Here is a 23,045-nt window from a genome sequence, read left to right as displayed (position 1 = left end):
GCAAGATGCTAGCCTACGCCTTAAGGCGCCTTCTCATCGCTGTACCCACCCTGTTCGGGGTCGTGCTCCTGGTCTTCCTCATGGTGCGCCTGGCCCCAGGGGACCCGGCAGTACTCCTGGCGGGGGAGTTTGCTACCCCTGAGACCCTCGAGGCCATCCGCGCCCGCTATGGCCTGGACAGGCCCCTTCCCGAACAGTTCCTCATCTACCTAGGAGCCCTCCTCCAGGGGGACCTGGGGGAGTCCGCTAGAAGCCGAAGACCCGTCCTGGAGGAGATCAAGACCTATTTCCCCAACACGGTGGAACTGGCCAGCGCCGCCATCCTTGTAGCCCTTCTCACGGGAATCCCTTTGGGAATACTGGCCGCCCTACGGCCCGGAAGCGGGCTGGACCTTGGGGTCATGGTCTTGGCCCTCATCGGGGTCTCCATGCCCGTCTTCTGGTTTGGCCTCCTTGCCATCCTCATCTTCTCCGTACAGCTTGGCTGGTTTCCCGTGGCGGGCAAGGGCACCCTGGCCCACTTGGTCCTTCCGGCCATCACCCTAGGGGTAAACGCCACCGCCTTACTAGCCCGCATGACCCGGGGCGCCCTTCTGGAAGTGCTCTCCCAAGACTATATCCGCACCGCCCGGGCCAAGGGGCTGGCTGAGCGGGTGGTTGTCTTTAAACACGCCCTGCGAAACGCCTTGATCCCTGTGGTCACCGTGGCGGGGCTGGAGTTTGGAAGCCTGCTGGCCGGAGCCGTGATCACAGAGACCATCTTCGCCTGGCCGGGCTTGGGTCAGCTGCTGGTGGGCTCCATCCTGGCCCGGGATTATCCGGTGGTGCAAGGCGCGGTCCTTCTGGTGGCCACCACCTTCATCCTGGTAAACCTCCTGGTGGACCTCCTCTACGCCTGGATCGATCCGAGGGTGCGCTATGACTAGACCTTGGCGCCGCTTTCGCCGCAACCGCTTGGCTCAAGCCGGCATGTTCCTTCTGGGCCTCTACCTTTTGGGAGCCCTCTTCGTTCCCCTCCTAGCCCCCTACTCTCCCTATACCCAGGACCTCCGCTCCACCTATGTGCCTCCCCTGGCCGGGCTGAGCCTACGGGGGCCAGGAGGGGAGTTGGGCCTCTATGTTAGCCCCGTCTTCCGGCACCCCCTGGAAGGGGTACGGGTGGACTGGGAGGAAAAGTACCCGGTTCGGCTTTGGGTGCGCGGAGAGGAGTGGCGGTGGCTGGGAATCTCCGGCAACCGGCACCTCTTCGGAGTGGATGGTCCCGTGCGCCTCTATCTCCTCGGCACAGATGAGCAAGGGCGGGACCTCCTCTCCCGCATCCTTTACGGCATCCCCATCTCCCTGACCATTGGCCTCGTGGCGGTGGGCATCGGTCTCATTTTGGGAGTCCCCTTGGGGGCTCTGTCGGCCTATTTCGGAGGGCGGGTGGACCTCTTGATCCAGCGCCTGGTGGACGTGATGCTGGCCTTTCCCGGGATCCTCTTGGCCATCGTCCTCGTGGCCATCTTGGGGCCAGGGTTAGAAAACGCCATGATCGCCGTGGGCATCGCTGCAGTTCCCATCTATGCCCGGCTGGTGCGCGGGCTGGTCCTCTCCTTAAAGGCTCTGGACTACGTGGAAGCCGCCAGGGCCCTTGGCGCCAGCCATACACGGGTTCTTCTCCGCCACATCCTCCCCAATGCCCTCGGTCCGATTCTCATTCAATCCAGTCTACAGATGGCCATTGCCATCCTCTTCGCCGCCGGATTAGGATTCTTGGGCCTAGGGGCCAGGCCACCGGAGCCCGAATGGGGGCTGATGCTAGCCCGGGGAAGGGAGTACCTGGCGGTCGCCCCTCACGTAGCCACCTTCCCAGGCCTGGCCATCGTGGGCCTGGTCCTGGCCTTTAACCTTATGGGGGACGCCCTCAGGGACGCCCTGGACCCCAGGAGCCGGTGAAGGTTAAAGGTGGGCTTAAGGAGGGGGCAAGCCCCAAAGGGGTATCATGGAACCATGAGAAAAGGCCTCTTCTTTCCCCTGTTGCTCCTCCCCCTCCTGAGCGCCTGCGAGCTTTTGGAAGGCACGGGTTACCGGGTGGCCGAGGCCCAGCTCCTCTTCCCCGAGGCCACGGAGCGCTGGACCTACTTCTACGGGGAGCCCCGGGAAGTAAAGCTGGGCACCCGGGTCCTGCGCCTGGAAAAGGCCACCGGGGAAAGCCTTTGGGCAGTTCCGGGAACGCTATGGGTAGAGGGAAACCCGGTGCTAAGGGAGGTGGGCCCCGCCCTTAGGCCCCTGGCCGAGGCGGTGCGGGGGGTTCAGGGAAGCCTCCTCGAGGTCCGGACCCAGGCCACCTTGCGCTCCAGTTGGCTCTATGACGGGGTGGGCTGGGTGCAGCTTACGGGAAGCCTGAGGGAAGGGGAGAAGCGCACCCTGGTCCAACCCACGGGCTACAAGACCCCGGACCTCTACGCCTTCACCGGAGGGGAAACCCAAGTCCTCCTGCGGGAGGTCCTGGCCCGCCGGGGGGGAAGGCAGGTGGTGGTCTTTGAGCTTGCCGAGCCCGTCTTAAGGCCCCTGGCCTTGGATCCCCTCCCCGACGGTTACCGGATCGGGGCCCTGCAGGTGCAGTACGGGCTTAAAGTGGAGGTGGTGACCCCGCCCCCACCCGCCTACCGCATCCTGGACCGCGGCGTCAACGCCGCCTACGGGGAAACCGAGCCCCGGGCCTTCCTGGCCAACAACCCCACCCGCTTCGCCGAGGTCTGGAACCTGGTGGTGGGCAACCGCATCCCCCGCCCGCCCGCCCCCAGCGTGGACTTCCGCAGCCAAAGCGTGGCCGCCTTCTTCTGGGGGCTTAAGCCCACGGGGGGGTATGGCCTCGAGGTGGTGGGGGTCACCTATGCCGCCGGCACCGCCCGGGTGGTCCTAAGCCTACAAAGCCCCAGGCCCGGGGCCATCGTCACCCAGGCCCTCACCAGCCCCTACGTGCTCTTGGGACTGGAAAGGGTGAGCCGGGTGGTGTTCACGGACCCCTCAGGGAAGGTTTTGGCCGAAGCCCGGGAGTAGCCGGGCCCGCAAGGCCCCCACCAGGTAAAGGGAGCCCGTGGCCAAGACGGGGAGACCATCCGCCCTAGCCCTTCCCAGGGCCTGGGCCAAAGCCTCCCCCGGGTCCTCAAAGAAGGGCTCCCCCAGCTCCCGCCCCAAGGCCCCCTCCCCGGCCCGGGTGTAGCGGACGCTTTTGGCCCGGGGAAGGAGGTGGGCCAAGACCCCCTGCACGTCCTTCCGGGGAAAGGCACCGAAGACCAAGTGGTAGGCGGGAAACTCCCGGCTTAGGGCCAAGGCCGCCGGAGGGTTATGGGCCCCGTCCAAAAAGACCTCCACCCCCTCCACCAAGAAGCGCTCCAAACGGCCTGGATGCCGGGCCTCCCGAAGGGCTTGGGCGATGGCCTCCTCGGGGAAGGCCAAAAGCCTTAGGGCTGCTGCCGCCAAACGGGCGTTTTCCTCCTGGAAAGCCCCCTTCAAGGCGGGCGGGGCGGGAAGGGCGAAGAGGGGGTCCGAGGGGTTAAGGACGTACAGGGGGCTTCCCCGGGTGCGGGCCACCTCCTCGGCCACCCGCAGCCCTATCCCCCTGGCCCCCGTGACCACCGGAACCCCTTGGCGGAAGGCCCCTGCCTTTTCCCGGGCCACGGCCTCGAGGCTCCCCCCCAAGGCCTCCAGGTGGTCCTCTCCCACGTTGGTGAGCACGGTGAGGGCCACCCGGGGGAGGATGTTGGTGGCGTCCTTCTCCCCCCCCACCCCCGCCTCCACCGCGGCCAAGGCCACCCCTTTCCTTTGGAAGTGGTGGAAGGCCATGGCGGTGGCCAGGTCAAAGAACCCCGGGGGCTCGGGCCAGGCCTCCCCCATGGCCCAGGCCACGAACTCCACCACCTCCTCCTCGGGGATCCGGCCCAGGTGGGTGCGGATCCGCTCCCGGAAGTCCTGGAGGTGGGGGCTGGTATAGGCCCCATAGGCCAGCCCCATGGCGCGGAAGGCGGCCTCCAGATAGGCCACCACGCTTCCCTTGCCGTTGGTGCCCAACACGTGCACCGCCGAAAAGGCCTCCTCCGGATGCCCCAGGCGCTCCAGGAGGGCCTTTACCCGGCCCAGGCCCCGCTCCCCTTGGCGGCGCTGGGCGAAAAGCCACTCCGTGGCCTCCCGGTAGACCATGGCCTAGCCCTCCGCGTACTGGAGCCGGTAGAGGGTGGCATAATACCCTCCCCTCTGGAGGAGCTCCTCATGGGTACCCTCCTCCACCAGCCGCCCTTTTTTGAAGACCAGGATGCGGTCCACCCGGCGGATGGTGGAAAGGCGGTGGGCGATGATGAGGGAGGTCCTTCCCTCCATGGCCCTATAGAGGGCCTCCTGGAGGCGCCTTTCCGTCTCCGAGTCCACGTTGGCCGTGGCCTCATCCAGGATAAGGAGGATGTCGGGGCTGGCCAGAAGGGCCCGCACCAGGGCCAGAAGCTGCTTCTCCCCCGTGGATAGCCCCGCTCCCCTCTCCCCCACCCGGGTGTGGTACCCCTGGGGCAGGCGCAAAATGGCCTCGTGCACCCCCAAAAAGCGGGCCACCTGCACCACCTTTTCCTCGGGGATGGCCTCATCAAAAAGGCGCAGGTTATCCAGAATGGTGCCCGAGAAAAGAAAGGGGTCCTGAAGGACGATGCCCACATGCCGCCTTAGGTCTTCCTGACGGTAGTGGCGCACATCCTCCCCGTCTATGAGCACCTGGCCCCTTTGGGGATCGTAGAAGCGGGCGATGAGGCTCACCACGCTGGTCTTACCCGCCCCCGTGGCCCCCACCAGGGCCACCTTCTCCCCCGGAGCGATGCGGAAGGAAACCCCTTTTAGGACCCAGTCCCTTTCCGAGGGCTCTACGCCCTTAGGGACGTAGGCCAGCCAGACGTCCCGGAAGGCCACCTCGCCCCGGAAACGCCCCATGGGCTTGGGGTTTGGGGGATCCTTTAACTCCTCCTCCGTATCCAAAACCCCGAAGATGCGCTCGGCGCTGGCCATGGCCCCCTGGAAGAGGTTGAACTTGTCGGAAAGGTCCTGTAGGGGCTGGAAAAGCTGGCGGGTGTAGTCCACAAAGGCCACCAGAAGCCCCAAGGAAGCCATGCCCTGGACCACCTGTCCCCCCCCATAGAAGAGGAGGCCCGCCACCGCCAGATCCCCCAAAAAGCCCACCACGGGAAAGAAGAGGGCAAACCAACGCACGATCTCCACCCAGGCCTCGAGGAGGTCCCGGCCTAGGCGGTCAAACTTGCCCTCCCGCTCCCTCTCCTTCACGAAAAGTTGGACCGTCTCCACCCCGGAAAGGTTTTCCTGCAAGGCCGCATTGAGGCGGGCCAGGCGCAGGCGCATCTCCCGGTAGGCGGTGCGCATGCCGTTCCGCACCCAGGCGGTGACCCAAAGGAGCACGGGCACCACCAGGAGGACCACCAGGGTGAGCTTGGGGCTTAGGACCATCATGAAGGCCAAGAGGCCCAGGATGGTGAAGAAGTCGGCGATGACCCCCACGAGCCCCCCGGTGATGAACTGGTTGATGGCGTCCACATCGGAGGTGATGCGGGTCATGAGGCGGCCCACGGGATTTTTGTCGTAAAAGCCCGGGTGGAGCCGCATGAGCTTGGCGAAAAGGGCGCTTCGCAAATCCAAGAGCACCCTCTGCCCCACCCACTGGATCAGGTAGGTCTGCCCGTAGGTGGCGGCGAAGTTCACCCCCCGCACCAGGAGAAAGCCCAGGCTCACCCAAAGGAGCAGGGCCAGGCGTTCCTCCAGGGGTTTGGCCTCCTTGGGCACCAGGGCCCCATCTATGGCCCACTTGAAGAAAAGGGGCGTGAGGGCCGCGGTGAGGGTGGTGAGGAGGAGGAAGAGCAGGGCCAGGGCCACCTGCCCCCTATAGGGGTGGACGTAGCGGAGGATGCGGGCGAAGAGAACCCGATCAAAGGCCTTGGTGTAGGCGTCTTCGTGGGTCACCCTTCCACCTCCCCTTCCATGCGCTGGATGCGGTCCAGCTCGGCGTAGAGGCCCCCGGCCTCGAGGAGGCTCTCATGGGTCCCCTCCTCCACGATCCTCCCCTCGTCCATTACGATGATCCAGTCCGCATGGCGCAAGGTGGCGGTGCGGTGGGAGATGAGGAAGGTGGTCTGGCGGCCCAAGACGCCCTTCAGGCCCTGAAGGATCCGGGCCTCGGTCTCCGTGTCCACGGCGCTTAAGGCATCGTCCAATACCAGGATTTTGGGCCTTTTGGCCAAGGCCCTGGCCAGGGCCACCCGCTGCCTCTGGCCTCCCGAAAGCGTCACCCCCCGCTCCCCCAGAACCGTCTCGTAGCCCTTGGGGAAGGAGAGGATCTCCTCGTGGATGCCGGCGAGCCTGGCCGCCCACTCCACCCGCTCCCGATCCGGGGTTTCCCGGCCGAAGGCGATGTTCTCCAAAAGGGTTTCGCTGAAGAGGAAGGGCTCCTGGGGCACCACCCCCACCGCCTGGCGCAGGGTGGCCAGGGGAATCCTCCGCACGTCATACCCCCCCACGTACACCCGCCCCTCCGTGGGATCCAGGAGCCGGGGTATGAGGGCCGCCAAGAGGCTTTTCCCCGACCCCGTGCGCCCGGTGATCCCCAGGGTCATGCCCTCGGGTACGGTGAGGGTAAGGTCCTTAAGAAGCCAGCGCCCCTCCCGGAAAAGCCCCACACCCTCGAGGCGCACCTCCCCGGAAAGATCGGCCACGGCAAGGGGTAGGGGGTCCTGGTCGCGGACAGCGGGCTCCTGGTCCAAAAGCTCCAAAAGCCTCCTCAGGCTGGTAAAACCCCGCTGGTACATGGCCATCACCCAGCCCAGGCCCAGAATAGGCCAGGTGAGCTGGGCCAGATAGGCGTTGAACTGCACCAGTTGGCCCACGGTGAGCTCGCCCCGGACCACCATCCCCCCGCCCACCCAGAGCACGGTGAGGAAAGCAAACCCCATCAAGAAGCCCAAGAGGGCGTGCATGGGCCCCTCCACCTTGGCCAGGGCCAGGCTTTTGCCCATATAGACGCGGTTTAGCTCCTGGAATCGGCTAAGCATGCGCCCTTCCAAGGCGTACCCCTTCACCACCCGGATGCCGCTGAAGGCCTCCTGGGCCAGGGTGCTGATCCGGTCAAAGGCCTCCTGGGCCTCCCGGTAGCGGCGGTCCACCAAACGGAGGAGGAAGGCCATGACCAAAGCGATGGCGGGAAGGATCAGGGTGAGGTAAAGGGCCAGCCTGAGGTTCACCCAGTACATGGAGACGAAGGCCAGGAGGACCAGAAAGGAAAGGCGGCTCCCCATCATGATGCCCGGGCCCACCATCTCCCGCACCGCGGACAGGTCGGTGTTCAGGCGGTTCATCAGGTCCCCCACCCGGGTCCTCTGGTAGAAGTCCCGGTCCAGGCGGAGAAGGTGATGGAATAGGTCCTTCCTCAAGTCGTACTCCACCAACCGGCTCGCCACCACCGCCAGCCGGCGCATGAAGTAGGCAAGCAGGGCGCTAACCCCCGCCGAGAGGACCAGTAGGAGGGCATACCGCCCATAGGGTCCCCCCTCCCCCACGGCGTCCACCGCCAGGCGCAGGAAGTAAGGGCTTAGCACGAAAAAGAAAATGGAGAGGAGGCCCAACAAGACCCCCAGGGCATACCGCCCGCGATAGGGGGCCAGGTAGGCCCCCAGGCGGCGCAAGGGAGCGACTGACCAACTGGTCATACGCCTGAGTTTACCCTAGATCCGGTGGGCGAAGGAGATGTAGACCACACCCTAGCCCTCCTGGATCTCCCTCCGCAAGGAGCGCAAGGCCTCTGTCCAATCCTCCCCCAAGGTGAGGAGGCGGTGGGGCTTGAGAAGCCTGCGGGCGGCCTTGCGCAAAAGCCCAGGGATGGGAGGGCAGGCATAGGAAACCACCAGCAAAAGGGCCTTCACCCGGCCCAGGCGGTGAAGGTAGTGGACCATGCCCAAAAGTTCCCGGTCCGTGGGAAGGTCCACGGGAAGAAGCCTCTCCCCCTCCTCCCTCAGCTTCTCCGGGGGGAGATCGGGGAAGTAGGGGATGAGCCCCTCCCGAGCCAAGGCCTCCTCCACTGCCTTGCGGAAGCCCTCGTCTTCCAAAAGGTAGGGCTGGGCCACCACCCCCACGCTCCCCAGAGGGGTCTTGAGGGGAGGAGGGGGCTTCAAAAACCCCCGCACCCGGTCCAGGGCCCGGCCCACCAGCATGGGGTTCTGGGTGAGGAGGTGGCCCACCTCCCCCGCCCGGCCCAAGACCCGTTGGGAGAGCTCTGCGGGGACCTTGAGCACCGGGGGAAGCCCCGGGAAGTAGCGGAGGAGGGTGGCCTCCAGGTCCAAAAGCCAGGGGCACTGCCCCCCGCCCTTCTCCGACTCCACCCCCCCTTGCAGGTCGGGGAGGAGCAGGTAGTCCACCCCTTGGGCCTTCAGGGCCTCCACCTGGGCCAAAAGCTCCTGCACGGGAAGGCAGTAGGGCTGGTGGCGGGCAGGGGGAGCTTCCGCCCGTACCACCTCCACCCCCAAGGCCTCTAGATACGCCTCCCAAAAGCCCAGGTACCGCCGGGAGAGGAAGCCCTTCAGGATGCCCACACGCATACGCCCTATCCTACGCCAAGGGCCCTGAGAAAGGCGAGGAGCACCTCCCGCCCCTCCCGGAGGCTTTGGGGGAGCACCCATTCCTCCGGGGTATGGGCCCCGCCCCCCCGGTACACCCCCAGGGCCAAGGCGGGGATGCCCCGCTCGATGGCGGCGCTGGCGTCGGTGGAACCCGGCTGGAACTGGGGCTTTTCCCCAATGCGGGCCAAGGCGGCTTCCGCCGCCCGCAGGAGCTCTGGGGTGGCCGTGCTTCCCGCTGGCCTTTCCCCCAAAACCTCCAAGCCTAACTCCACCCGATGGCGGCCCGCCACCTCCCAGAGAACCCGCTGGGCCTCCCCATAAAGCCGGTGGAGATGCTCCCCTTCCAGGGCCCGGATCTCTAGGAGCACGGAGGCCTCCTGGGGGATGGCGTTCACCGCCAGGCCCCCCTGGAGGCGGCTGGCGTTAAGGCTGGCCTCGCTCCCCACCTCCTTGAAAAGGGCGTGCAGCCGGGAAAGCCCCTCCGCCAGGGCAAACACGGGATTGGGCATCCCCCTGTCCCCCCAGGCGTGGCCACCCCGGCCCCGGAAGGTAGCCCGGAAGCGCACCGAGCCTAGGCCCCGGTCCACCACCCCCGGCAGATACCCATCCACCGCCACCACCATCTCGGGCGCCAGGGTCTCCACCAGGGCCCGGGCCCCCCTAAGGTTCCCTAAACCCTCCTCCCCCACGGTGAAGCCCCGGACCACCCCCGGGATCTCGGGAAGGGAAAGGAGGACGGCCACCCCGCTGGAGTTATCCCCTACCCCGGGGCCGTAGAGCCTCTCCCCTACCCGCCTGGGGGGCTCTGGGGGCAAAACCGTGTCCAGGTGGGCGAGGAGAAGCACCCGGCCTTCCCCGGTCCACACATTCCCCAGGCCGTCCCGCCGGGCCCGGGGAAGATGGGCGGCCACAAAATCGCCCCTCACCCCCTCCCCCACCAAGGGAGCAAGCTCCATAAGAAGCGGCACCGGGTCCACTACTCCTGGGGCTCAGGCCCGGCCAGGCCTTCGCGTATGGCGTACAGGGCCGCCTGGGTGCGGTTGTTCAGGTGAAGCTTCTGGAAGATCTCGGAAAGCCGGTTCCGCACCGTCTTCTCGGAAAGCTGTAGCTCGGCGGCGATCTCCAGGTTGGTGTACCCCTGGGCCACCAGCTTGAGGATCTGGATCTCCCGCTCGGAAAGCTCCGCGTGCAGGGGAAGGCTGGACTCCTTCTTGGCCCGGAAGTCCTGGATGATGCGCCCAGCCAGCTCGGCATCCAAGAGCACCTCCCCGGCGTGCACCCGGCGGATGGCCTCAATGAGCTCGCTGGCGTCGGTGTCCTTTAGGAGGTAGCCCCTGGCCCCCGCCTTCACCGCCTCAAACACGTAGGCGTCCTGGCGGTACATGGTGAGGATGATCACCTTGGCCTCAGGCCACTCCTTGAGGATGGCCTGGGTGGCCTGCACCCCGTCCAGGTTGGGCATCTGGATGTCCATGAGGATCACGTCCGGCTTGGCCTCGAGGGCATGCCGTAAGGCTTCCCAGCCGTCCTTGGCCTCCCCCACTACCCGGAAATCCCCTTCCGCCTCCAGAAGGCTTTTAAGCCCTTGGCGAAAGAGGGCATGGTCGTCCGCTAACAGTACCCGAATCACCCCTTCATCTTAGCGCCAAGGGGCTTGGTGTAGGGTGGAAAGGTGAAGGTTCTCACCGTGGAGAAGCTGGTACCGGGAGGCTACGGCCTGGCCCGCACCGAGGAGGGAGCCATCCTCATCAAGGGAGGTTTACCGGGGGAGGTGGTGCGAGGAAGGCCCGTGCGCCGCAAGGGAACCCTATTCCTGGAAGAGGTGGAGGTGCTCACCCCCCGCCCCGACCGCTACCCCCACCCCCTCCCCCCTTCCGCCGACCTCCCCCTGGCCTACGAAAGCCAGCTCCCCCTGAAGGAAGGCCTGGTGCAGGACGCCCTCATGCGCATCGCCAAGCTCTCCTTTCCCCTGGCCCCCATCCGCCCCTCCCCCAGGCCCCTGGGCTACCGCACCGCCGCCCAGTACGCCCGCCATCCCCTAGGGGGCCTGGCCTACCGCTTGCCGGAGGGCCAGGAGCTCTTCCGGCTGGAGGAGGATCCCCTGCTTTCCGAACCCCTGGCCTGGGCCTTCTCCCTCCTGAAGACCTGGCCCTTGCCCGTGGAGGAGGTGGCCCTAAGGGGAAGCCTGCTGGAGGGCCGGGTGCTCCTTGGCCTCATCGGGGGAAGCCCGGAAAGCCTAAGGCGCCCCGCCAAGGCCCTGGTGGCGGAAGGCTTTGCCGGGGTGGTCTGGGCCGAACCCTCCCCCAAAGGGCGTTTCCGGGGGAGGGTCCAGCCCCTACATGGGGAAAGAACCCTCCTGGAAAAGTTTGGCCCCCTCACGGCCACGGTGAGCGTGGAAAGCTTCAGCCAGGTGAACCCCTTGGCCATGGGGGAGCTTTTAGAGGAGGCCCAGGGCCTGGTTTCGGGAGGGGAACGAGCCCTGGAGCTCTATGCGGGAAGCGGCCTCATCTCCTTCCTCCTGGCCCCCCGCTACGGGGAGGTGGTGGCGGTGGAGATCAGCAAGGAGGCGGTGCGCCGGGGAGAGGCGGACAGGAGGCGGCTTGGCCTGGAAAACGTGCGCTTCCACCGCGGGGATGCCAAGGAAGCCCGCCGGCTGGGCCGTTTTGACCTGGTGGTGCTGGACCCTCCCAGGGCGGGGCTTTCCCCTGAGGTGCGGGCCTACCTGCTGGAAAGCCGGCCCAAGGAGATCCTCTACGTGGCCTGCGACCCCGCCACCTGGGCCCGGGACGTGGGGGCGCTTCAGAAGGGAGGATACGCCCTAGCCTTTGCCCGCCCCTACGACTTCTTCCCCTTCACCCACCACGTGGAGGTCCTTTCCCTCCTGCAGCTAGGGTAGGGGGAGGCCCTGGAAAAAGGGCAGGGGGTCCACGGGAATCCCCCAAAGGCGCACCTCCAGGTGCAGGTGGGGCCCTGTGGAAAGCCCCGTATTCCCCAAAAGCCCCAGCACCTGGCCCCCTTTGACCCTCTCCCCCACCCTCACCCGCCTTTGCGCAAGGTGCCAGTACCCGGTGCAAAGGCCCATGCCGTGGCTAAGGATCACCGCCTCCCCCCGCACCTTCAGCCTCTCGGAAAGGACCACCACCCCCTCGGCCACCGCCCGCACGGGGGTCCCTGGGGGGGCAGCGAAGTCCAGGCCCTCGTGGTAGGAGGTGAAAAGGTTGCCGTAGCGCCTTCTGGTACCGAAGGGACTGGTGATCCGCCCCTCCAGGGGCCTTAGGAACCGGGAAAAGGTCAGGACTCCCTCTTTGGGGCAGACCCCCACCACCTTTTCCCGCTCCGCCCTCAGGCTGGGGTCCCGGAGCAGGCCCTCCAGGGAAGGGCTCAGAACCAGGGTTTCCTGGCCGTAGCCTCCCGGAGCCACCTGAAGGGCAAGGGGGATTTCCTCCCCCTCGAGGCCCAGGCGCAAAGGATGCGCCTTGGCCTCCACCAAAGCCCCCACCGGCAAAAGGGTCCATAGGCCCGTCTCCCCGGGCACCAAGGGGTACCGCTCCCCCAAAAACCCCACCCACCCCTGGGCGTACCCCTCCACCCGAAGGCCAAAGGCCCGCCCCTGGACCGGGGGGAAGTAGACCAGCCTTCCCTTGGGCAAGGCCACCTCCCCCCTGGACCGCACCAGGAGCGCCTGGCCCACCTGGATGCGGTTGGGGTCCCTTAGCCCGTTGAGCCGGGCCAGCTCCTCCACCGTGGTGCCATAACGCCGGGCGATCTGAAAGAGGGTTTCCCCGGGAGCCACGGTATGGACCAGACCCCGGGGGCTTTGGGCTAAGCCTCCAAGGGACACCAAGAGCGCTACTCCAATAGGCCAAAGGCGGCGCACAAGGGGTATCCTAGGGCAAAAGGAGCCCCTATGGTGCTGATCCTAAACGGACCCAACCTGAACCTTCTGGGCCAGCGGGAGCCCGAGGTCTACGGGCGCACCACCCTGGAGGAACTGGAAACCCTCTGCGAGGCCTGGGGGGCGGAGCTGGGCCTGGGGGTGGCCTTCCGCCAAAGCAACTACGAGGGACAGCTGATAGAGTGGGTGCAGCAGGCCCACCGGGAAGGGTTTTTGGCCATCGTCCTGAACCCTGGGGCCCTCACCCACTACTCCTACGCCCTCCTGGACGCCATCCGGGCCCAGCCCCTCCCCGTGGTGGAGGTCCACCTTTCCAACCTCCATGCCCGCGAGCCCTACCGCCAGCACTCCGTGACCGCCCCTGCCTGCCGGGGCATCATCTCGGGGTTCGGGCCCCTCTCCTACAAACTGGCCCTGGTGTACTTGGCGGAGGTCCTGGAGGTAGCCCCGCCAGGCTGACCGAGGTGGGCCAGGCCTAGAAGCCCTTCTCCGGAGGGCCGGCCCTATGGACCGGCCCATCTGATATAATGAAAAAAGGCTTTGGCCCGAGAGGAAGACTATGCCCGAGACGGTCATTCCTGTAGAAATCACAGAAGAACTCAAGCAGAGCTTCATCAACTACGCCATGTCCGTCATCGTGGACCGGGCCCTGCCCGACGTGCGGGACGGGCTTAAGCCGGTCCAGAGACGAATCCTTTTCGGCGCCTACCAGGAGGGGGTGCTTCCGGGCCGCAAGCACGTGAAAAGCGCCAAGATCGTGGGCGAGGTCATGGGTAAGTACCATCCCCACGGGGACGCCGCCATCTACGATGCCCTGGCCCGCCTGGCCCAGCCCTGGAACCTGCGCTACCCCCTGGTGGACGGCCAAGGAAACTTCGGCTCCATAGACGGGGACCCGCCTGCGGCCCAGCGCTACACGGAAGCCCGGCTTTCCCCCTTAGGGGCGGAGATGCTTTTGGACATTGACAAGGAAACCGTGGATTTCCGCCCCAACTACGACGGCTCCCTCAAGGAGCCCGAGGTCCTCCCCGCCGCCATCCCCAACCTCCTGGTGAACGGGGCCAGCGGCATCGCCGTGGGCATGGCCACCAGCCTCCCCCCCCACAACCTCAGCGAGGTGGTGGACGCCCTGGTGGCCATGATCGAGAACCCGGGGATCACCCTCGAGGAGGTCATGCGCCACCTCCCCGGCCCCGACTTCCCCACCGGAGGCAAGCTCTCCCGCAAGGGCATCCAGGAGGCTTACGCCACGGGCCGGGGGAGCCTCAAAATACGGGCCAAGGTGCGCATTGAGGAGAAGGGCCAGAAGCCCATGCTGGTGGTCACCGAGATTCCCTACCAGGTCAACAAAGCCAGCCTCATCGCCCAGATCGCCGCCTTGGTGAAGGCCAAGAAGCTGGAGGACATCGTGGCCCTCCGGGACGAGTCCGACCGCCAGGGCCTGCGCATCGCCATAGAGCTCAAGCGGGGAGCAAGCCCCCAGGTGGTGCTGAACCAGCTCTACAAGCACACCGCCTTGCAAGCCTCCTTCACGGTGAACCTCCTGGCCATCGTGGACGGGGAGCCCAAGGTCCTCTCCCTCCTGGATCTCATGCGCCACTACCTGGACCACCGCAAGGAGGTGATCCGGCGCAAAAGCCTATTTGAGCTCAAGAAGGCCGAGGAAAGGGCCCACGTGTTGGAGGGCCTCCTCATCGCCCTGGACCACATTGACGAGGTCATCGCCTTGATCCGGGCTTCCCAGGACGCAGGCGAGGCCCGAAAAGGGCTTATGGAGCGCTTTGGCCTCAGCGAGGTCCAGGCCCAGGCCATCCTGGACATGCGCCTGCAACGCCTGGTGGCCCTGGAGCGGGAAAAGCTCTTGGAGGAGTACCGGGAGCTCATGGAGGAGATCGCCCGGCTTAGGGCCATCCTCGAGGAGGAGGGGCGGCTTTGGGCCGAGGTCAAGAAGGACCTCCTAAGGGTCAAGGAGAAGTACGGGGATGCCCGGCGCACGGTGATCACCGAGTTTGAGGAAAGCTTCAACCCCGAGGACCTCATAGAGGACGAGCCCATGGTCATCACCCTCACCGCCCAGGGCTTCTTAAAGCGCCTTCCCCTGGAGAGCTACCGGGCCCAGGGACGGGGCGGGAAAGGGCTTATCGCTGGCAAAACCAAGGAGGAGGACGAGGCCATCCAGGTCTTCGTGGCCCAGGCCCATGAGGACCTCCTCCTCTTCACCAACCGGGGCCGGGTCTACCGCCTGAAGGTCTACGACCTTCCGGAGATGGGCCGCCAGGCCCGGGGGGTGCACGTGAAGACCCTCCTCCCCCTGGCCGAGGAGGAGGAGGTGGCCGCCTTGCTTTCCGCAAGAGGCTTGGACGGGGAGGGCCACCTGGTCTTCGCCACGGAGAGGGGCCTGGTGAAGCGCACCGCCCTAAAGGAGTACCAGAACCTGGGCGCGGCAGGGCTCATCGCCATCCGGCTCCTGGAGGGGGACCGGCTTATTGGGGTGGCCCTTTCCGACCCCGAGGACGAGGCCATCCTGGCCACGGAGGAGGGGCAGGCCATCCGCTTCCCCCTGGAGGAGGTCCGGGCCACGGGCCGGGACAGCCAGGGGGTGACGGGGATCCGCTTCAAAAAGCCCGGGGACCGGGTGGTCTCCCTGGTGACGGTGAAGCCCGGGGAGATGGTGGACCTCCTGGCGGTGAGCACCCGGGGCTACGGCAAGCGCACCCCCCTGGCCGAGTACCCCTTGCAGGGGCGTGGGGGAATGGGGGTCATCACCTACGCCACCTCCCTTAAGGTGGGGCGCCTGGCCGCCCTCCTCAAGGTGCGGGGCACGGAGGATCTCTTGGTCCTTTCCAAGAAGGGCCTGGCCATCCGCACCCCGGTGGCCGAGATCCGCCAGTACTCCCGGGCCACCGCCGGGGTCAAGATCATGAACCTTCCCGAGGACGACGAGGTAGCCAGCGCCTTTGCCGTGGAGGAGGAGCCGTGATGGAGGAAGTGGTCCTGATCACCGCCCCCAACGAGGAGGTGGGCCGCACCCTGGCCCGCACCCTGGTGGAGGAGGGCCTGGCCGCCTGCGTGAACCTGGTGCCCGGCCTCACCTCGGTCTACCGCTGGCAGGGGGAGGTGGTGGAGGATAAGGAGGTCCTACTCCTGGTGAAGACCACCACCTTCGCCTTCCCCCGGCTTAAGGAGCGGGTCCTTTCCCTCCACCCCTACAGCGTGCCCGAGGTGGTGGCCCTGCCCATCGCCGAGGGGCACGGGCCCTACCTGGAGTGGCTTCGGGAGAACGTGCGGTGACCCCGGAGATGCTGGATTTTCTCCGGACCCTGCACGCCAGCGGGGCCAGGTTTTTGGTCATCGGGGGGTATGCCCTGGCCTTTTTCGGCCGTCCCAGGTTCACCAAGGGCCTGGACCTATGGGTGGACGCCCAGGAGGCGGACAAGGTCCTTGCCGCCATCCGGACCTTCTTTGGCGGGGATGATCTGGGCCTAACCCCCTCCGATCTGGCCACTCCCGGGGTGGTCCAACTGGGGTACGCCCCCAACCGCATTGACCTGGTGATCCTGGAAAGCCCCTCCTTTGACGAGGCCTTTGCCAGGGCCACGGTGCATCAGATTAGGGATGTGGCGGTGTACGTGGTCCATCCCGAGGACTTTAAGGCCTTAAAGAGGGCCTTTGGCCGCCCCATAGACCTACGCGACCTCGAGGAGCTATGAAAATCCGGCCCCTCGCCCGCAGGTTTCCCCTGCACACCCCCCCGGACGACCGGGGGGAGTGGCAAGGTCTGTCCCTGGAGGAGCGGCTTGAGGCCCTTTGGGAAATGGCCCTCTTCTGGGCCGAGCTGGAAAGGGAAAGGGCCAGGAAGGAGGGAAGGGAGCCCAGGATTTCCACGGACCGGCTTCTGCCCATAGCCCACAAAAGGCCCCTGGACAAGGGGTAGGGCGGGAAGGATTTTTGTAACCTATGGGTTTACAAAACCCTCCGCGGGTGGTACCCTGGAGGCAAGGAGGTAACCATGACCCAGGCCCGCGAAACCGTAAGCTTCAAGCCCGGCGAGGTCATCCTGTACCCCGGGGTTCCCGGGCCTCGGGACCGGGTGTATAGGGTCCTGGAGGGCCTTGTGCGCCTCGAGGCGGTGGACGAGGAGGGCAACGCCCTCACCCTGCGCCTGGTCCGCCCCGGGGGGTATTTCGGGGAGGAGGCCTTGGCAGGCCTTGAACGCACCTACTTCGCCGAGGCGGTGACGGAGGTGGTGGCCGAACCCCTTCCCAAGGAGCCCCACCTCGAGGAGGTCCGCCAGGTGCTCCTGAGCCTAGCCCAGGCCCTTTCTGAGTCCTACCGGCGCATAGAGCGCCTGGCCACCCAGCGCCTGAAAAACCGCATGGCCGCGGCTATTCTGGAGCTGGCGGAAACCCCCTTGGCCCACCAGGAAGCGGAAGGCCTGGTCCTCCGCGCCACCCACGACGAGCTGGCGGCCGCGGTGGGTAGCGTGCGGGAAACCGTGACCAAGGTGATCGGGGAGCTCACCCGGGAAGGCTACATCCGCTCGGGCTATGGCAAGATTGTCCTGAAGGACCTAAAGGGCCTTAAGGAACTGGCCCAAAGCCGCGGGGACGGGCGCTAGCCCCGCCACCAAGCCTGGCTGGGGCCCTGCCCGGCCCCTCCCCCCTTTCCCGTAAACTAAGGGGCATGCGCCTGCGCCAGAGGTTCCTCACCGGGCTGGTCACCCTCCTCCCCCTTCTGGTCACCCTGTACTTTCTGGCCTGGGTCTACACCTACTCCGGGGGCTACATCCAAAGCTTCCTGCACCTTTTGGACCTGGAGGTGCCCCGGGCCTACCAGCCCTTCCTGCCCTTCGTGGGCCTTCTTCTCGCTGGAGTGCTCATCTACCTGGTGGGCACCGTGGCGGAAAACTATCTGGGCCGAAGGCTCATCGTTTCCCTAGAGCGCTCCCTTCTCCTCTTCCCCATCGTGCGGGACATTTACAAGGCGGTGCAGCAGATCACCCACACCCTCTTCGGCCACCAGGAGGTGAAGTTCAGCCGGGCGGCGGTCATAGAGTATCCCCGGCGAGGGCTATACACCCTTTGCTTTGTGGTGCAGGCCGTGAACGGCCGCCTTCCTCCCTTGCCGGAAGGGTACACCGCCGTCTTGGTGCCCACCAGTCCCGTGCCCGCCAGCGGCATGGTGATCCTGGTGCCCTCAGAAGAGGTGATACCCCTGGAGATCAGCGTGGAGGACGCCCTTAAGTACGTGGTTTCCGCCGGCTTCCTCCTCCCCGAAAAACCTTCAGGCTCCTTAAGCTCTCTCCCACAAAGGGCTGGGCCCCCGGCGTAGAATGGGAGACGATGCGTCCCCTGATCCTCTTTCTCCTTTTCCTGGGGACGGTTTCGGCTGCCCTTCCTCCCCTCCTGGGGCCTGGCCTCCCCCCGGGCACGGAGCTGAGGCTTTTCTCCCAGGACCTGCGCATCCTGCACGGGGCTTGGCGGGTGGAGGGCAAGAGGCTGATCCCCCTCTCCGCCCCGGTGCCCCCTCGGCTGGGCCAGGAGGTGCAACTCCTTTTGGTGCTCCCAGGGGAGAAGCCCCGCACCTTTCCCGGGGTGGCCGAGCGCGGGGATGTGGTCCTCCTGCAAGACAAGGAGCGGGTGAGCCTGCTTAGGCTCCTCAAGGAGGTCTATGGCCTCGCCCCTCCGGAAAGGCTGTGGCCATGAAGCGCATCCTGCTCATTGAGGACGATGCGGAGGTGGCCCGCCTGGTGGAGCTGGAGCTAAAGGAGGCGGGCTTTGCCGTGGAGTGGGCCAAAAGCGGCATGGAGGGCCTGGTGAAGCACCGGGAGAGGAAGCCCGACCTGGTGGTCCTGGACCTGGGGCTTCCCGACCTGGACGGGGCCGAGGTGGCCCGGAGGATCCGGGCCACCGACGACACCCCCATCCTGGTCCTCACCGCCCAGGATGCCGTGGAGCGCAAGGTGGGCCTCCTTTCCGATGGGGCCGACGACTACCTGGTGAAGCCCTTCCACCCCGCCGAGCTTCTGGCCCGCATCCAGGTGCAGCTGAGGCACAAGGAAGGAAGCGAGGTCCTGAGCGTGGGACGGTTAGAACTTTACCCCAAGAGGCGGCAGGTCTTTTTTGGGGAAAGGGAGGTGCGGCTTTCCCCCAAGGAGTTTGAGCTTCTCCACCTGCTCATGGGCCGCCCGGGGAGGGTCTTCCCCCGGGAGGAGATCGAGGAAAAGATCTGGGGTAAGCCCCTGGGCCGGGATTCCAACGTGCTGGATGTGCACGTGGCCAACCTCCGGGCCAAGCTAAGGGAAGCCGGGGCCTACGGCTACCTGCGCACGGTGCGGGGCCTGGGGTATGCGGTCCGCCCGGGAAAGGGCGAGGAGGAAGCCTAGCCCGGCCCCATGTCCTTCCGGCTTCGGCTTTTCCTCTCCTTCAGCCTCCTCTGGCTCCTCTTCCTGGTGGGGGCCCTGTACCTGGCGGGGCAGGGGGTGGAGCGGGCCCTTAGAGGCCACCTCGAGGCCACCCTCCTGGAGGATGCCAAGCGGGCGGCGGAGGCCTACCGCAAGGGCCAGACGGGGGCCCTCCTCACCACCGGGGGAGTCTACCTTCACCTGTATGCGGAAGACGGGGAGGCCCTGGTCCTCACCCAGGAGGCCCACCGCCTCCCCCCGGAGGCCCTAAAGGGGGTAGGCGAGGCCCCGAAGGTCACCTGGCAAAGGGGCTTTGCCGCCGCCTTGGTGCGCACCCCCTTGGGCCTTCTCGCCCTGACCCAGGACACCGCCCCCATAGACTTGGCGCAAAAGGCCCTGAGGCAGGCCCTCCTCGAGGCCTTCTTCCTCCTCTTCCCCTTGGGCATGGCCCTGGTCTACCTCACCGCCCGGCTCACCGCCAAGCCCCTGGAGGAGGCCGCCAGGGAGATCGCCCGGCGTAACCCCGAGCGCCTGGACCCCGTACCCCTGAACCTTCCTAAAGACGAGTTTGGCCGCATGGTGGAGGCGGTGAATGGCCTCCTCTTCGCCCTTAAGGAGGCCAAGGAAAAGGAACGGGCCTTTCTGGCCGAGGCCAGCCACGAGCTCAGAACCCCCCTCACCGTGCTTCTGGGCCACCTGGACCGGCTAGGGCGAAACCCCCAAGACCCCGAAGCCCTCCGCACCGCCCGGGCCACCGCGGAGAGGATGCGCCGCCTGGTGGAGGACCTCCTCTCCCTGGCCCGGGGGGAAGCGGAACGGGCCTTGAACCCCCATATCGTGGACCTGCAAGCCCTAGCCGAGGAGGCCGCCCGGGAATACGGGGTGGCCTTCCAAGGGGAGGCCCTGGAGGTCCTTGGGGACCCGGACCGGCTCTTGCAGATGCTGAGGAACCTTATCGCCAACGGGGTCCGGGCCGCGGGAAGGGAAGGCGTCCGGGTGCGCCTTAGGCGGGAAGGGGAAGACGCCCTTTTGGAGGTGGAGGACCATGGCCCCGGGATCCCCGAGGAACTCCTTCCCCGCCTCTTTGAGCGCTTTGCCCGGGGGCCGGGGGGTGGAACGGGCCTGGGCCTGGCCATCGCCCAGGCCATCGCCAAGGCCCACGGGGGGGAGATCACCGTGGAAAGCCAGCCCGGCCGCACCCTCTTCCGGGTACGCCTGCCCCTTTTGGAGGAAGAGGCCTAAACCTGCCGCCTCAGGGACCAGGCACCCGGTGGAAGGCGTTGAGGAAGAGGGGAAGGGCCTCGGCCCGGGCCTCTTGTTCCCGTAGCGCCTCCTCAAAGGCCAGGGGATCCAGGAGGAGGTGGGGTAGCCGAAGCCAGCCCAGGTAGTACTCCCCCGCCTGCCCGGGGTAGGCAAGGCGGGCCTGTTCCTCGGGGAACAGCAGGGCCTCAAAGGCCAGAGGGGAGGCCCAGTAAGGAGCGTGGGCGGTGCGCCTAAGAAACTCCCTAAGCCGCAAAGGGTTGCTCCAGAAGCCGTAGCGGAGGCGCTCGTCCAGGCTTTCCAGCGGGGACAAGCGGCCTTGCCGGGCCAGCTCCATCCGGCGAAGCCTTAGGCGGGCATACTGGCCCAGGGAAAGAACCTCCCGGGAGTGGCCCAAGGCCAAAAGGAGCCTCGAGGCCACCACGTAATCCTGGTATTCCCGGTAAGGGTCCACGCGTTCAGGATGCCACGGGCCAAGGGAATAGGATGGTGGCATGGATCGCAAGGCTTGGGTCATGCGGGCAGTGGAGGCTTTGCGCTTTGCCACCTTCAAGGAGATCCAGCGCTACCTGGACGAAGAGGGGGAAGCCTTCTCCAAAAAGGAGCTGGAGGACACCCTCAAGGCCCTGGTGGCCGAAGGAAAGCTGGAGGAGAAAGAAGGCACCTACCGCCTGGCCCGCAAGAAGGGAGGCGGGGAGGCCTTTGCGAAACTCTTCGGAGACTAGTCCAAAGCGGGCCCAAGCGCGCAGGTTAAGCCTGGCGGGGGCCCGTTCGCCGTGCCCCGCCCCTCGGAGGCTCCCACGCGCCTGGGAGGAGGGCTTTGCCGAGCCCCCTGCCAGGGCAGAATGGCCTTAGCGGGAATAGTTGGGGGCCTCCTTGATGACCACCACGTCGTGGGGGTGGCTCTCTATGAGGCCCGCCATGGTCATGCGCACGAAGCGGGCTTTTTGCCGGAAGGTTTCTATGTCCGGGGCCCCCACATAGCCCATGGCGCTCCTCAAGCCCCCCACGATCTGGTAGAGGACGTCGGCCACGGGGCCTTTGTAGGGCACCATGCCCTCTATACCTTCCGGCACCAGCTTCTTGGCCTCGGTCTCCCCTCCCCTGCCCGGCTCCTGGAAGTAGCGGTCAGCGGAGCCTTGTTTCATGGCTCCCAAGGAACCCATGCCCCGGTAGAGCTTGTAGCGGCGCCCATCCTTCAACACCTCCTCCCCCGGGGCCTCGTCGGTGCCCGCCAGCATGCTGCCCAGCATCACCGAATGGGCCCCGGCGGCCAAGGCCTTGGCCACATCCCCCGTGTACTTGATCCCCCCATCGGCGATGATGGGCACATCCAGGTCCTCCACTCCCGCCACCGCCTCGAGGATGGCGGAGATCTGCGGCACCCCCACCCCGGTCACCACCCGGGTGGTGCAGATGGAGCCGGGGCCGATGCCCACCTTCACCGCATCCGCTCCCCGCTCCGCCAGGGCCCGGGCCCCTTCCCGGGTGGCCACGTTGCCCGCAATCACCTCCACCTTGTCCCCGAAGGTCTCCTTCAGGTAGATGAGGGCCTCGAGGATCCCCTTGGAATGGCCATGGGCCGAGTCCAGGACCAGGACGTCCACCCCCGCCTCCACCAAGGCCGCCGCCCTTTCCGGAAGGTCCCGGCTCGCCCCCACCGCCGCCCCCACCAGAAGCCTTCCCAAGGCATCCTTAGCGGCGTTGGGGTACTGCTTGCGCTTCACGATGTCCTTTAGGGTAAGAAGCCCCTTGAGCCTCCCCGCCTCGTCCACCAGGGGAAGCTTTTCCACCTTGTGCTTGCGCAGGATCTCCTCCGCCTCCTCCAGGGTGGTGCCCGGAGGGGCGGTGATGAGGCGCTCCAAGGGGGTCATGACCTCGGTGACGGGGCGTTTTAGGTTCCTCTCAAAGCGCAGGTCGCGGTTGGTCACCAGGCCCAGGAGCTTCCCGTAGAGGTCCACCACGGGAAGCCCGCCAATCCGGTACTCCCGCATGAGGCGCTCGGCGTCCTCGAGGGTGGCGGTGGGGGGCAGGGTGACGGGATCCTGGATCATCCCCGCCTCGGAGCGCTTTACCTTGCGCACCATTCCCGCTTGGGCCTCAATGCTCAGGTTCTTGTGGATCACCCCAAGCCCCCCTTCCCGGGCCATGGCGATGGCCATCTCCGCCTCGGTCACCGTGTCCATGGCGGCGGAGAGGATGGGGATGTTGAGGTGGAGCTTCCGGGTAAGCCTGGTCCTTACGGAAACTTCCCGGGGCAACACCTCGGAGTACCCGGGCAGGAGGAGGACGTCATCAAAGGTCAGGCCTTCGTAGAGGATCTTCCCCTCGTACATGTTCTCCAGGCTATACGCCCTCCTTACCTCCCGTCTAGGGCCAAAGCCCCTACATCCCCTCTCTCGGCCCTGGCAAAGCATCCAGGTCATTTACCCGGCGCAAAGAAGCGAAGCCAGGGGGGCCGCTTAGCCCAGGGCTTCCCGCTTCCTCAATACATCGTCTCCAGGCGCCGAGCCGTTCCTCAGGAAGCCGGGGCGGTGGCCCCCACCGGCAGGGCACCCAGATGGTTGACCTACACCTTCCTATTCAGACCTTCGCCCCCGTCAAGCCCCAGGGCCTGGGCTTCCCGGACCCCGAAACCTAGCCATGCGCACCCTCCCCCGCCTTTTCCCAAGCCTGCGTACCCCCTTACCGCCCAAACCGCCTGTCTCCTGGGTGATGCCTTTACCCGGACTGGCCTTCGGGGTGGAAAGCACGCACGGCGTTCCTGGCCAGGGCCCTGACCCTCTGGTTCCCAACCTCCCCCTTCGGGTGGCCGATGCGGTCCCGGACCAAAGGGGAACCCACCCTC

24 protein-coding genes are annotated in these 23,045 nt (G+C 66.4%); 15 read left to right on the top strand and 9 right to left on the bottom strand.

What is annotated here, in order from left to right:
* Positions 1 to 5 precede the first annotated feature (5 nt).
* From nikB to Q0693_RS00495, 3 genes are read left to right on the top strand one after another with little or no spacing between them, the layout of a single operon-like run.
* A complete protein-coding gene (gene nikB, locus Q0693_RS00505) occupies positions 6 to 926 on the top strand; it encodes a nickel ABC transporter permease (protein ID WP_243030657.1) in 921 nt (306 codons plus the stop codon).
* The gene (locus Q0693_RS00500) at positions 919 to 1,938 is read left to right on the top strand and encodes an ABC transporter permease (protein WP_243030655.1); all 1,020 of its coding nucleotides are present in this window, start codon (positions 919 to 921) and stop codon (positions 1,936 to 1,938) included. The genes nikB and Q0693_RS00500 overlap by 8 nt, the downstream gene beginning before the upstream one ends.
* A 54-nt stretch (positions 1,939 to 1,992) precedes the next feature.
* Positions 1,993 to 3,045, top strand: a complete 1,053-nt coding sequence (locus Q0693_RS00495; protein WP_298628189.1) for a protease complex subunit PrcB family protein — start codon at positions 1,993 to 1,995, stop codon at positions 3,043 to 3,045.
* On the opposite strand, the gene Q0693_RS00490 is transcribed toward Q0693_RS00495, so the two are convergent.
* Genes Q0693_RS00490 through Q0693_RS00465 form a run of 6 tightly spaced genes read right to left on the bottom strand, consistent with a single transcriptional unit; the run spans position 3,013 to position 10,269 of the window.
* A complete protein-coding gene (locus Q0693_RS00490; RefSeq protein WP_298628186.1) occupies positions 3,013 to 4,185 on the bottom strand; it encodes a Mur ligase family protein in 1,173 nt (390 codons plus the stop codon). The genes Q0693_RS00495 and Q0693_RS00490 overlap by 33 nt on opposite strands.
* A gap of 3 nt (positions 4,186 to 4,188) precedes the next feature.
* Positions 4,189 to 5,994, bottom strand: a complete 1,806-nt coding sequence (locus tag Q0693_RS00485; protein ID WP_298628183.1) for an ABC transporter ATP-binding protein — start codon at positions 5,992 to 5,994, stop codon at positions 4,189 to 4,191.
* A complete protein-coding gene (locus Q0693_RS00480) occupies positions 5,991 to 7,733 on the bottom strand; it encodes an ABC transporter ATP-binding protein (protein WP_298628180.1) in 1,743 nt (580 codons plus the stop codon). The genes Q0693_RS00485 and Q0693_RS00480 overlap by 4 nt, the downstream gene beginning before the upstream one ends.
* Positions 7,734 to 7,784: 51 nt before the next feature.
* On the bottom strand, positions 7,785 to 8,618 hold the full coding sequence (locus Q0693_RS00475; protein ID WP_243030647.1) for an acyl-CoA dehydratase activase-related protein: 834 nt from the start codon (positions 8,616 to 8,618) through the stop codon (positions 7,785 to 7,787).
* A gap of 5 nt (positions 8,619 to 8,623) precedes the next feature.
* On the bottom strand, positions 8,624 to 9,616 hold the full coding sequence (locus Q0693_RS00470) for a M20/M25/M40 family metallo-hydrolase (protein WP_298628176.1): 993 nt from the start codon (positions 9,614 to 9,616) through the stop codon (positions 8,624 to 8,626).
* Positions 9,616 to 10,269: a response regulator transcription factor gene (locus Q0693_RS00465; protein ID WP_114311887.1), complete on the bottom strand. Its 654-nt coding sequence runs from the start codon at positions 10,267 to 10,269 to the stop codon at positions 9,616 to 9,618. The genes Q0693_RS00470 and Q0693_RS00465 overlap by 1 nt, the downstream gene beginning before the upstream one ends.
* Before the next feature lie 42 nt (positions 10,270 to 10,311).
* Between Q0693_RS00465 and Q0693_RS00460 the strand changes: the two genes are divergently transcribed.
* A complete protein-coding gene (locus Q0693_RS00460; RefSeq protein WP_298628162.1) occupies positions 10,312 to 11,535 on the top strand; it encodes a methyltransferase domain-containing protein in 1,224 nt (407 codons plus the stop codon).
* Here the strand turns inward: Q0693_RS00460 and Q0693_RS00455 are convergent.
* Positions 11,527 to 12,516, bottom strand: a complete 990-nt coding sequence (locus Q0693_RS00455; protein ID WP_298628159.1) for a M23 family metallopeptidase — start codon at positions 12,514 to 12,516, stop codon at positions 11,527 to 11,529. The two genes, Q0693_RS00460 and Q0693_RS00455, sit on opposite strands and share 9 nt — an antisense overlap.
* A gap of 30 nt (positions 12,517 to 12,546) precedes the next feature.
* Between Q0693_RS00455 and aroQ the strand changes: the two genes are divergently transcribed.
* The 10 genes from aroQ to Q0693_RS00405 all read left to right on the top strand — a co-directional run bounded on the left by aroQ (position 12,547) and on the right by Q0693_RS00405 (position 20,179).
* A complete protein-coding gene (gene aroQ / locus Q0693_RS00450) occupies positions 12,547 to 12,993 on the top strand; it encodes a type II 3-dehydroquinate dehydratase (RefSeq protein ID WP_298628156.1) in 447 nt (148 codons plus the stop codon).
* A 100-nt stretch (positions 12,994 to 13,093) separates the two neighbouring features.
* Positions 13,094 to 15,514, top strand: coding sequence for a DNA gyrase subunit A (gyrA, locus tag Q0693_RS00445; RefSeq protein ID WP_243030639.1), 2,421 nt, complete (start codon positions 13,094 to 13,096; stop codon positions 15,512 to 15,514).
* Positions 15,514 to 15,825 carry a divalent-cation tolerance protein CutA gene (gene cutA, locus Q0693_RS00440; protein WP_298628153.1) on the top strand — a complete coding sequence of 104 codons (312 nt, stop codon included), beginning with the start codon at positions 15,514 to 15,516 and terminating at the stop codon, positions 15,823 to 15,825. The genes gyrA and cutA overlap by 1 nt, the downstream gene beginning before the upstream one ends.
* Complete coding sequence (locus tag Q0693_RS00435; RefSeq protein WP_243030635.1) at positions 15,822 to 16,244, top strand: nucleotidyltransferase; 423 nt, start codon at positions 15,822 to 15,824, stop codon at positions 16,242 to 16,244. The genes cutA and Q0693_RS00435 overlap by 4 nt, the downstream gene beginning before the upstream one ends.
* A complete protein-coding gene (locus Q0693_RS00430) occupies positions 16,241 to 16,468 on the top strand; it encodes a hypothetical protein (RefSeq protein ID WP_243030634.1) in 228 nt (75 codons plus the stop codon). The genes Q0693_RS00435 and Q0693_RS00430 overlap by 4 nt, the downstream gene beginning before the upstream one ends.
* A gap of 75 nt (positions 16,469 to 16,543) precedes the next feature.
* The gene (locus Q0693_RS00425) at positions 16,544 to 17,152 is read left to right on the top strand and encodes a helix-turn-helix domain-containing protein (RefSeq protein WP_243028964.1); all 609 of its coding nucleotides are present in this window, start codon (positions 16,544 to 16,546) and stop codon (positions 17,150 to 17,152) included.
* Between the two features lie 65 nt (positions 17,153 to 17,217).
* Positions 17,218 to 17,865, top strand: coding sequence for a DUF502 domain-containing protein (locus Q0693_RS00420; protein ID WP_298628145.1), 648 nt, complete (start codon positions 17,218 to 17,220; stop codon positions 17,863 to 17,865).
* Positions 17,866 to 17,876: 11 nt separating this feature from the next.
* Positions 17,877 to 18,239, top strand: coding sequence for a hypothetical protein (locus Q0693_RS00415; protein ID WP_298628142.1), 363 nt, complete (start codon positions 17,877 to 17,879; stop codon positions 18,237 to 18,239).
* Positions 18,236 to 18,919 carry a response regulator transcription factor gene (locus Q0693_RS00410; protein ID WP_243030630.1) on the top strand — a complete coding sequence of 228 codons (684 nt, stop codon included), beginning with the start codon at positions 18,236 to 18,238 and terminating at the stop codon, positions 18,917 to 18,919. Before Q0693_RS00415 ends, Q0693_RS00410 begins: the two co-directional genes overlap by 4 nt.
* Positions 18,920 to 18,928: 9 nt before the next feature.
* Entirely contained in the window at positions 18,929 to 20,179 is a 1,251-nt protein-coding gene (locus tag Q0693_RS00405; RefSeq protein WP_298628138.1) for a HAMP domain-containing sensor histidine kinase, read from the top strand.
* 10 nt (positions 20,180 to 20,189) lie between these two features.
* On the opposite strand, the gene Q0693_RS00400 is transcribed toward Q0693_RS00405, so the two are convergent.
* A complete protein-coding gene (locus tag Q0693_RS00400) occupies positions 20,190 to 20,651 on the bottom strand; it encodes a hypothetical protein (protein ID WP_298628135.1) in 462 nt (153 codons plus the stop codon).
* A 40-nt stretch (positions 20,652 to 20,691) separates the two neighbouring features.
* Here Q0693_RS00400 and Q0693_RS00395 point away from each other — a divergent pair, with 40 nt between their 5' ends.
* Positions 20,692 to 20,922: a hypothetical protein gene (locus Q0693_RS00395; protein ID WP_243030625.1), complete on the top strand. Its 231-nt coding sequence runs from the start codon at positions 20,692 to 20,694 to the stop codon at positions 20,920 to 20,922.
* A 126-nt stretch (positions 20,923 to 21,048) separates the two neighbouring features.
* On the opposite strand, the gene guaB is transcribed toward Q0693_RS00395, so the two are convergent.
* Positions 21,049 to 22,533 (bottom strand): IMP dehydrogenase, encoded by a 1,485-nt coding sequence (gene guaB / locus Q0693_RS00390; protein WP_298628131.1) that lies wholly within the window; start codon positions 22,531 to 22,533, stop codon positions 21,049 to 21,051.
* Between the last annotated feature and the right edge of the window lie 512 nt (positions 22,534 to 23,045).

This window comes from uncultured Thermus sp., from assembly GCF_938010445.1.
Taxonomy (GTDB): Bacteria; Deinococcota; Deinococci; order Deinococcales; family Thermaceae; genus Thermus; species Thermus altitudinis.
The sequence above is the reverse complement of the archived record's forward strand: the minus strand, read 5'-3'. Positions and strand labels throughout refer to the sequence as shown.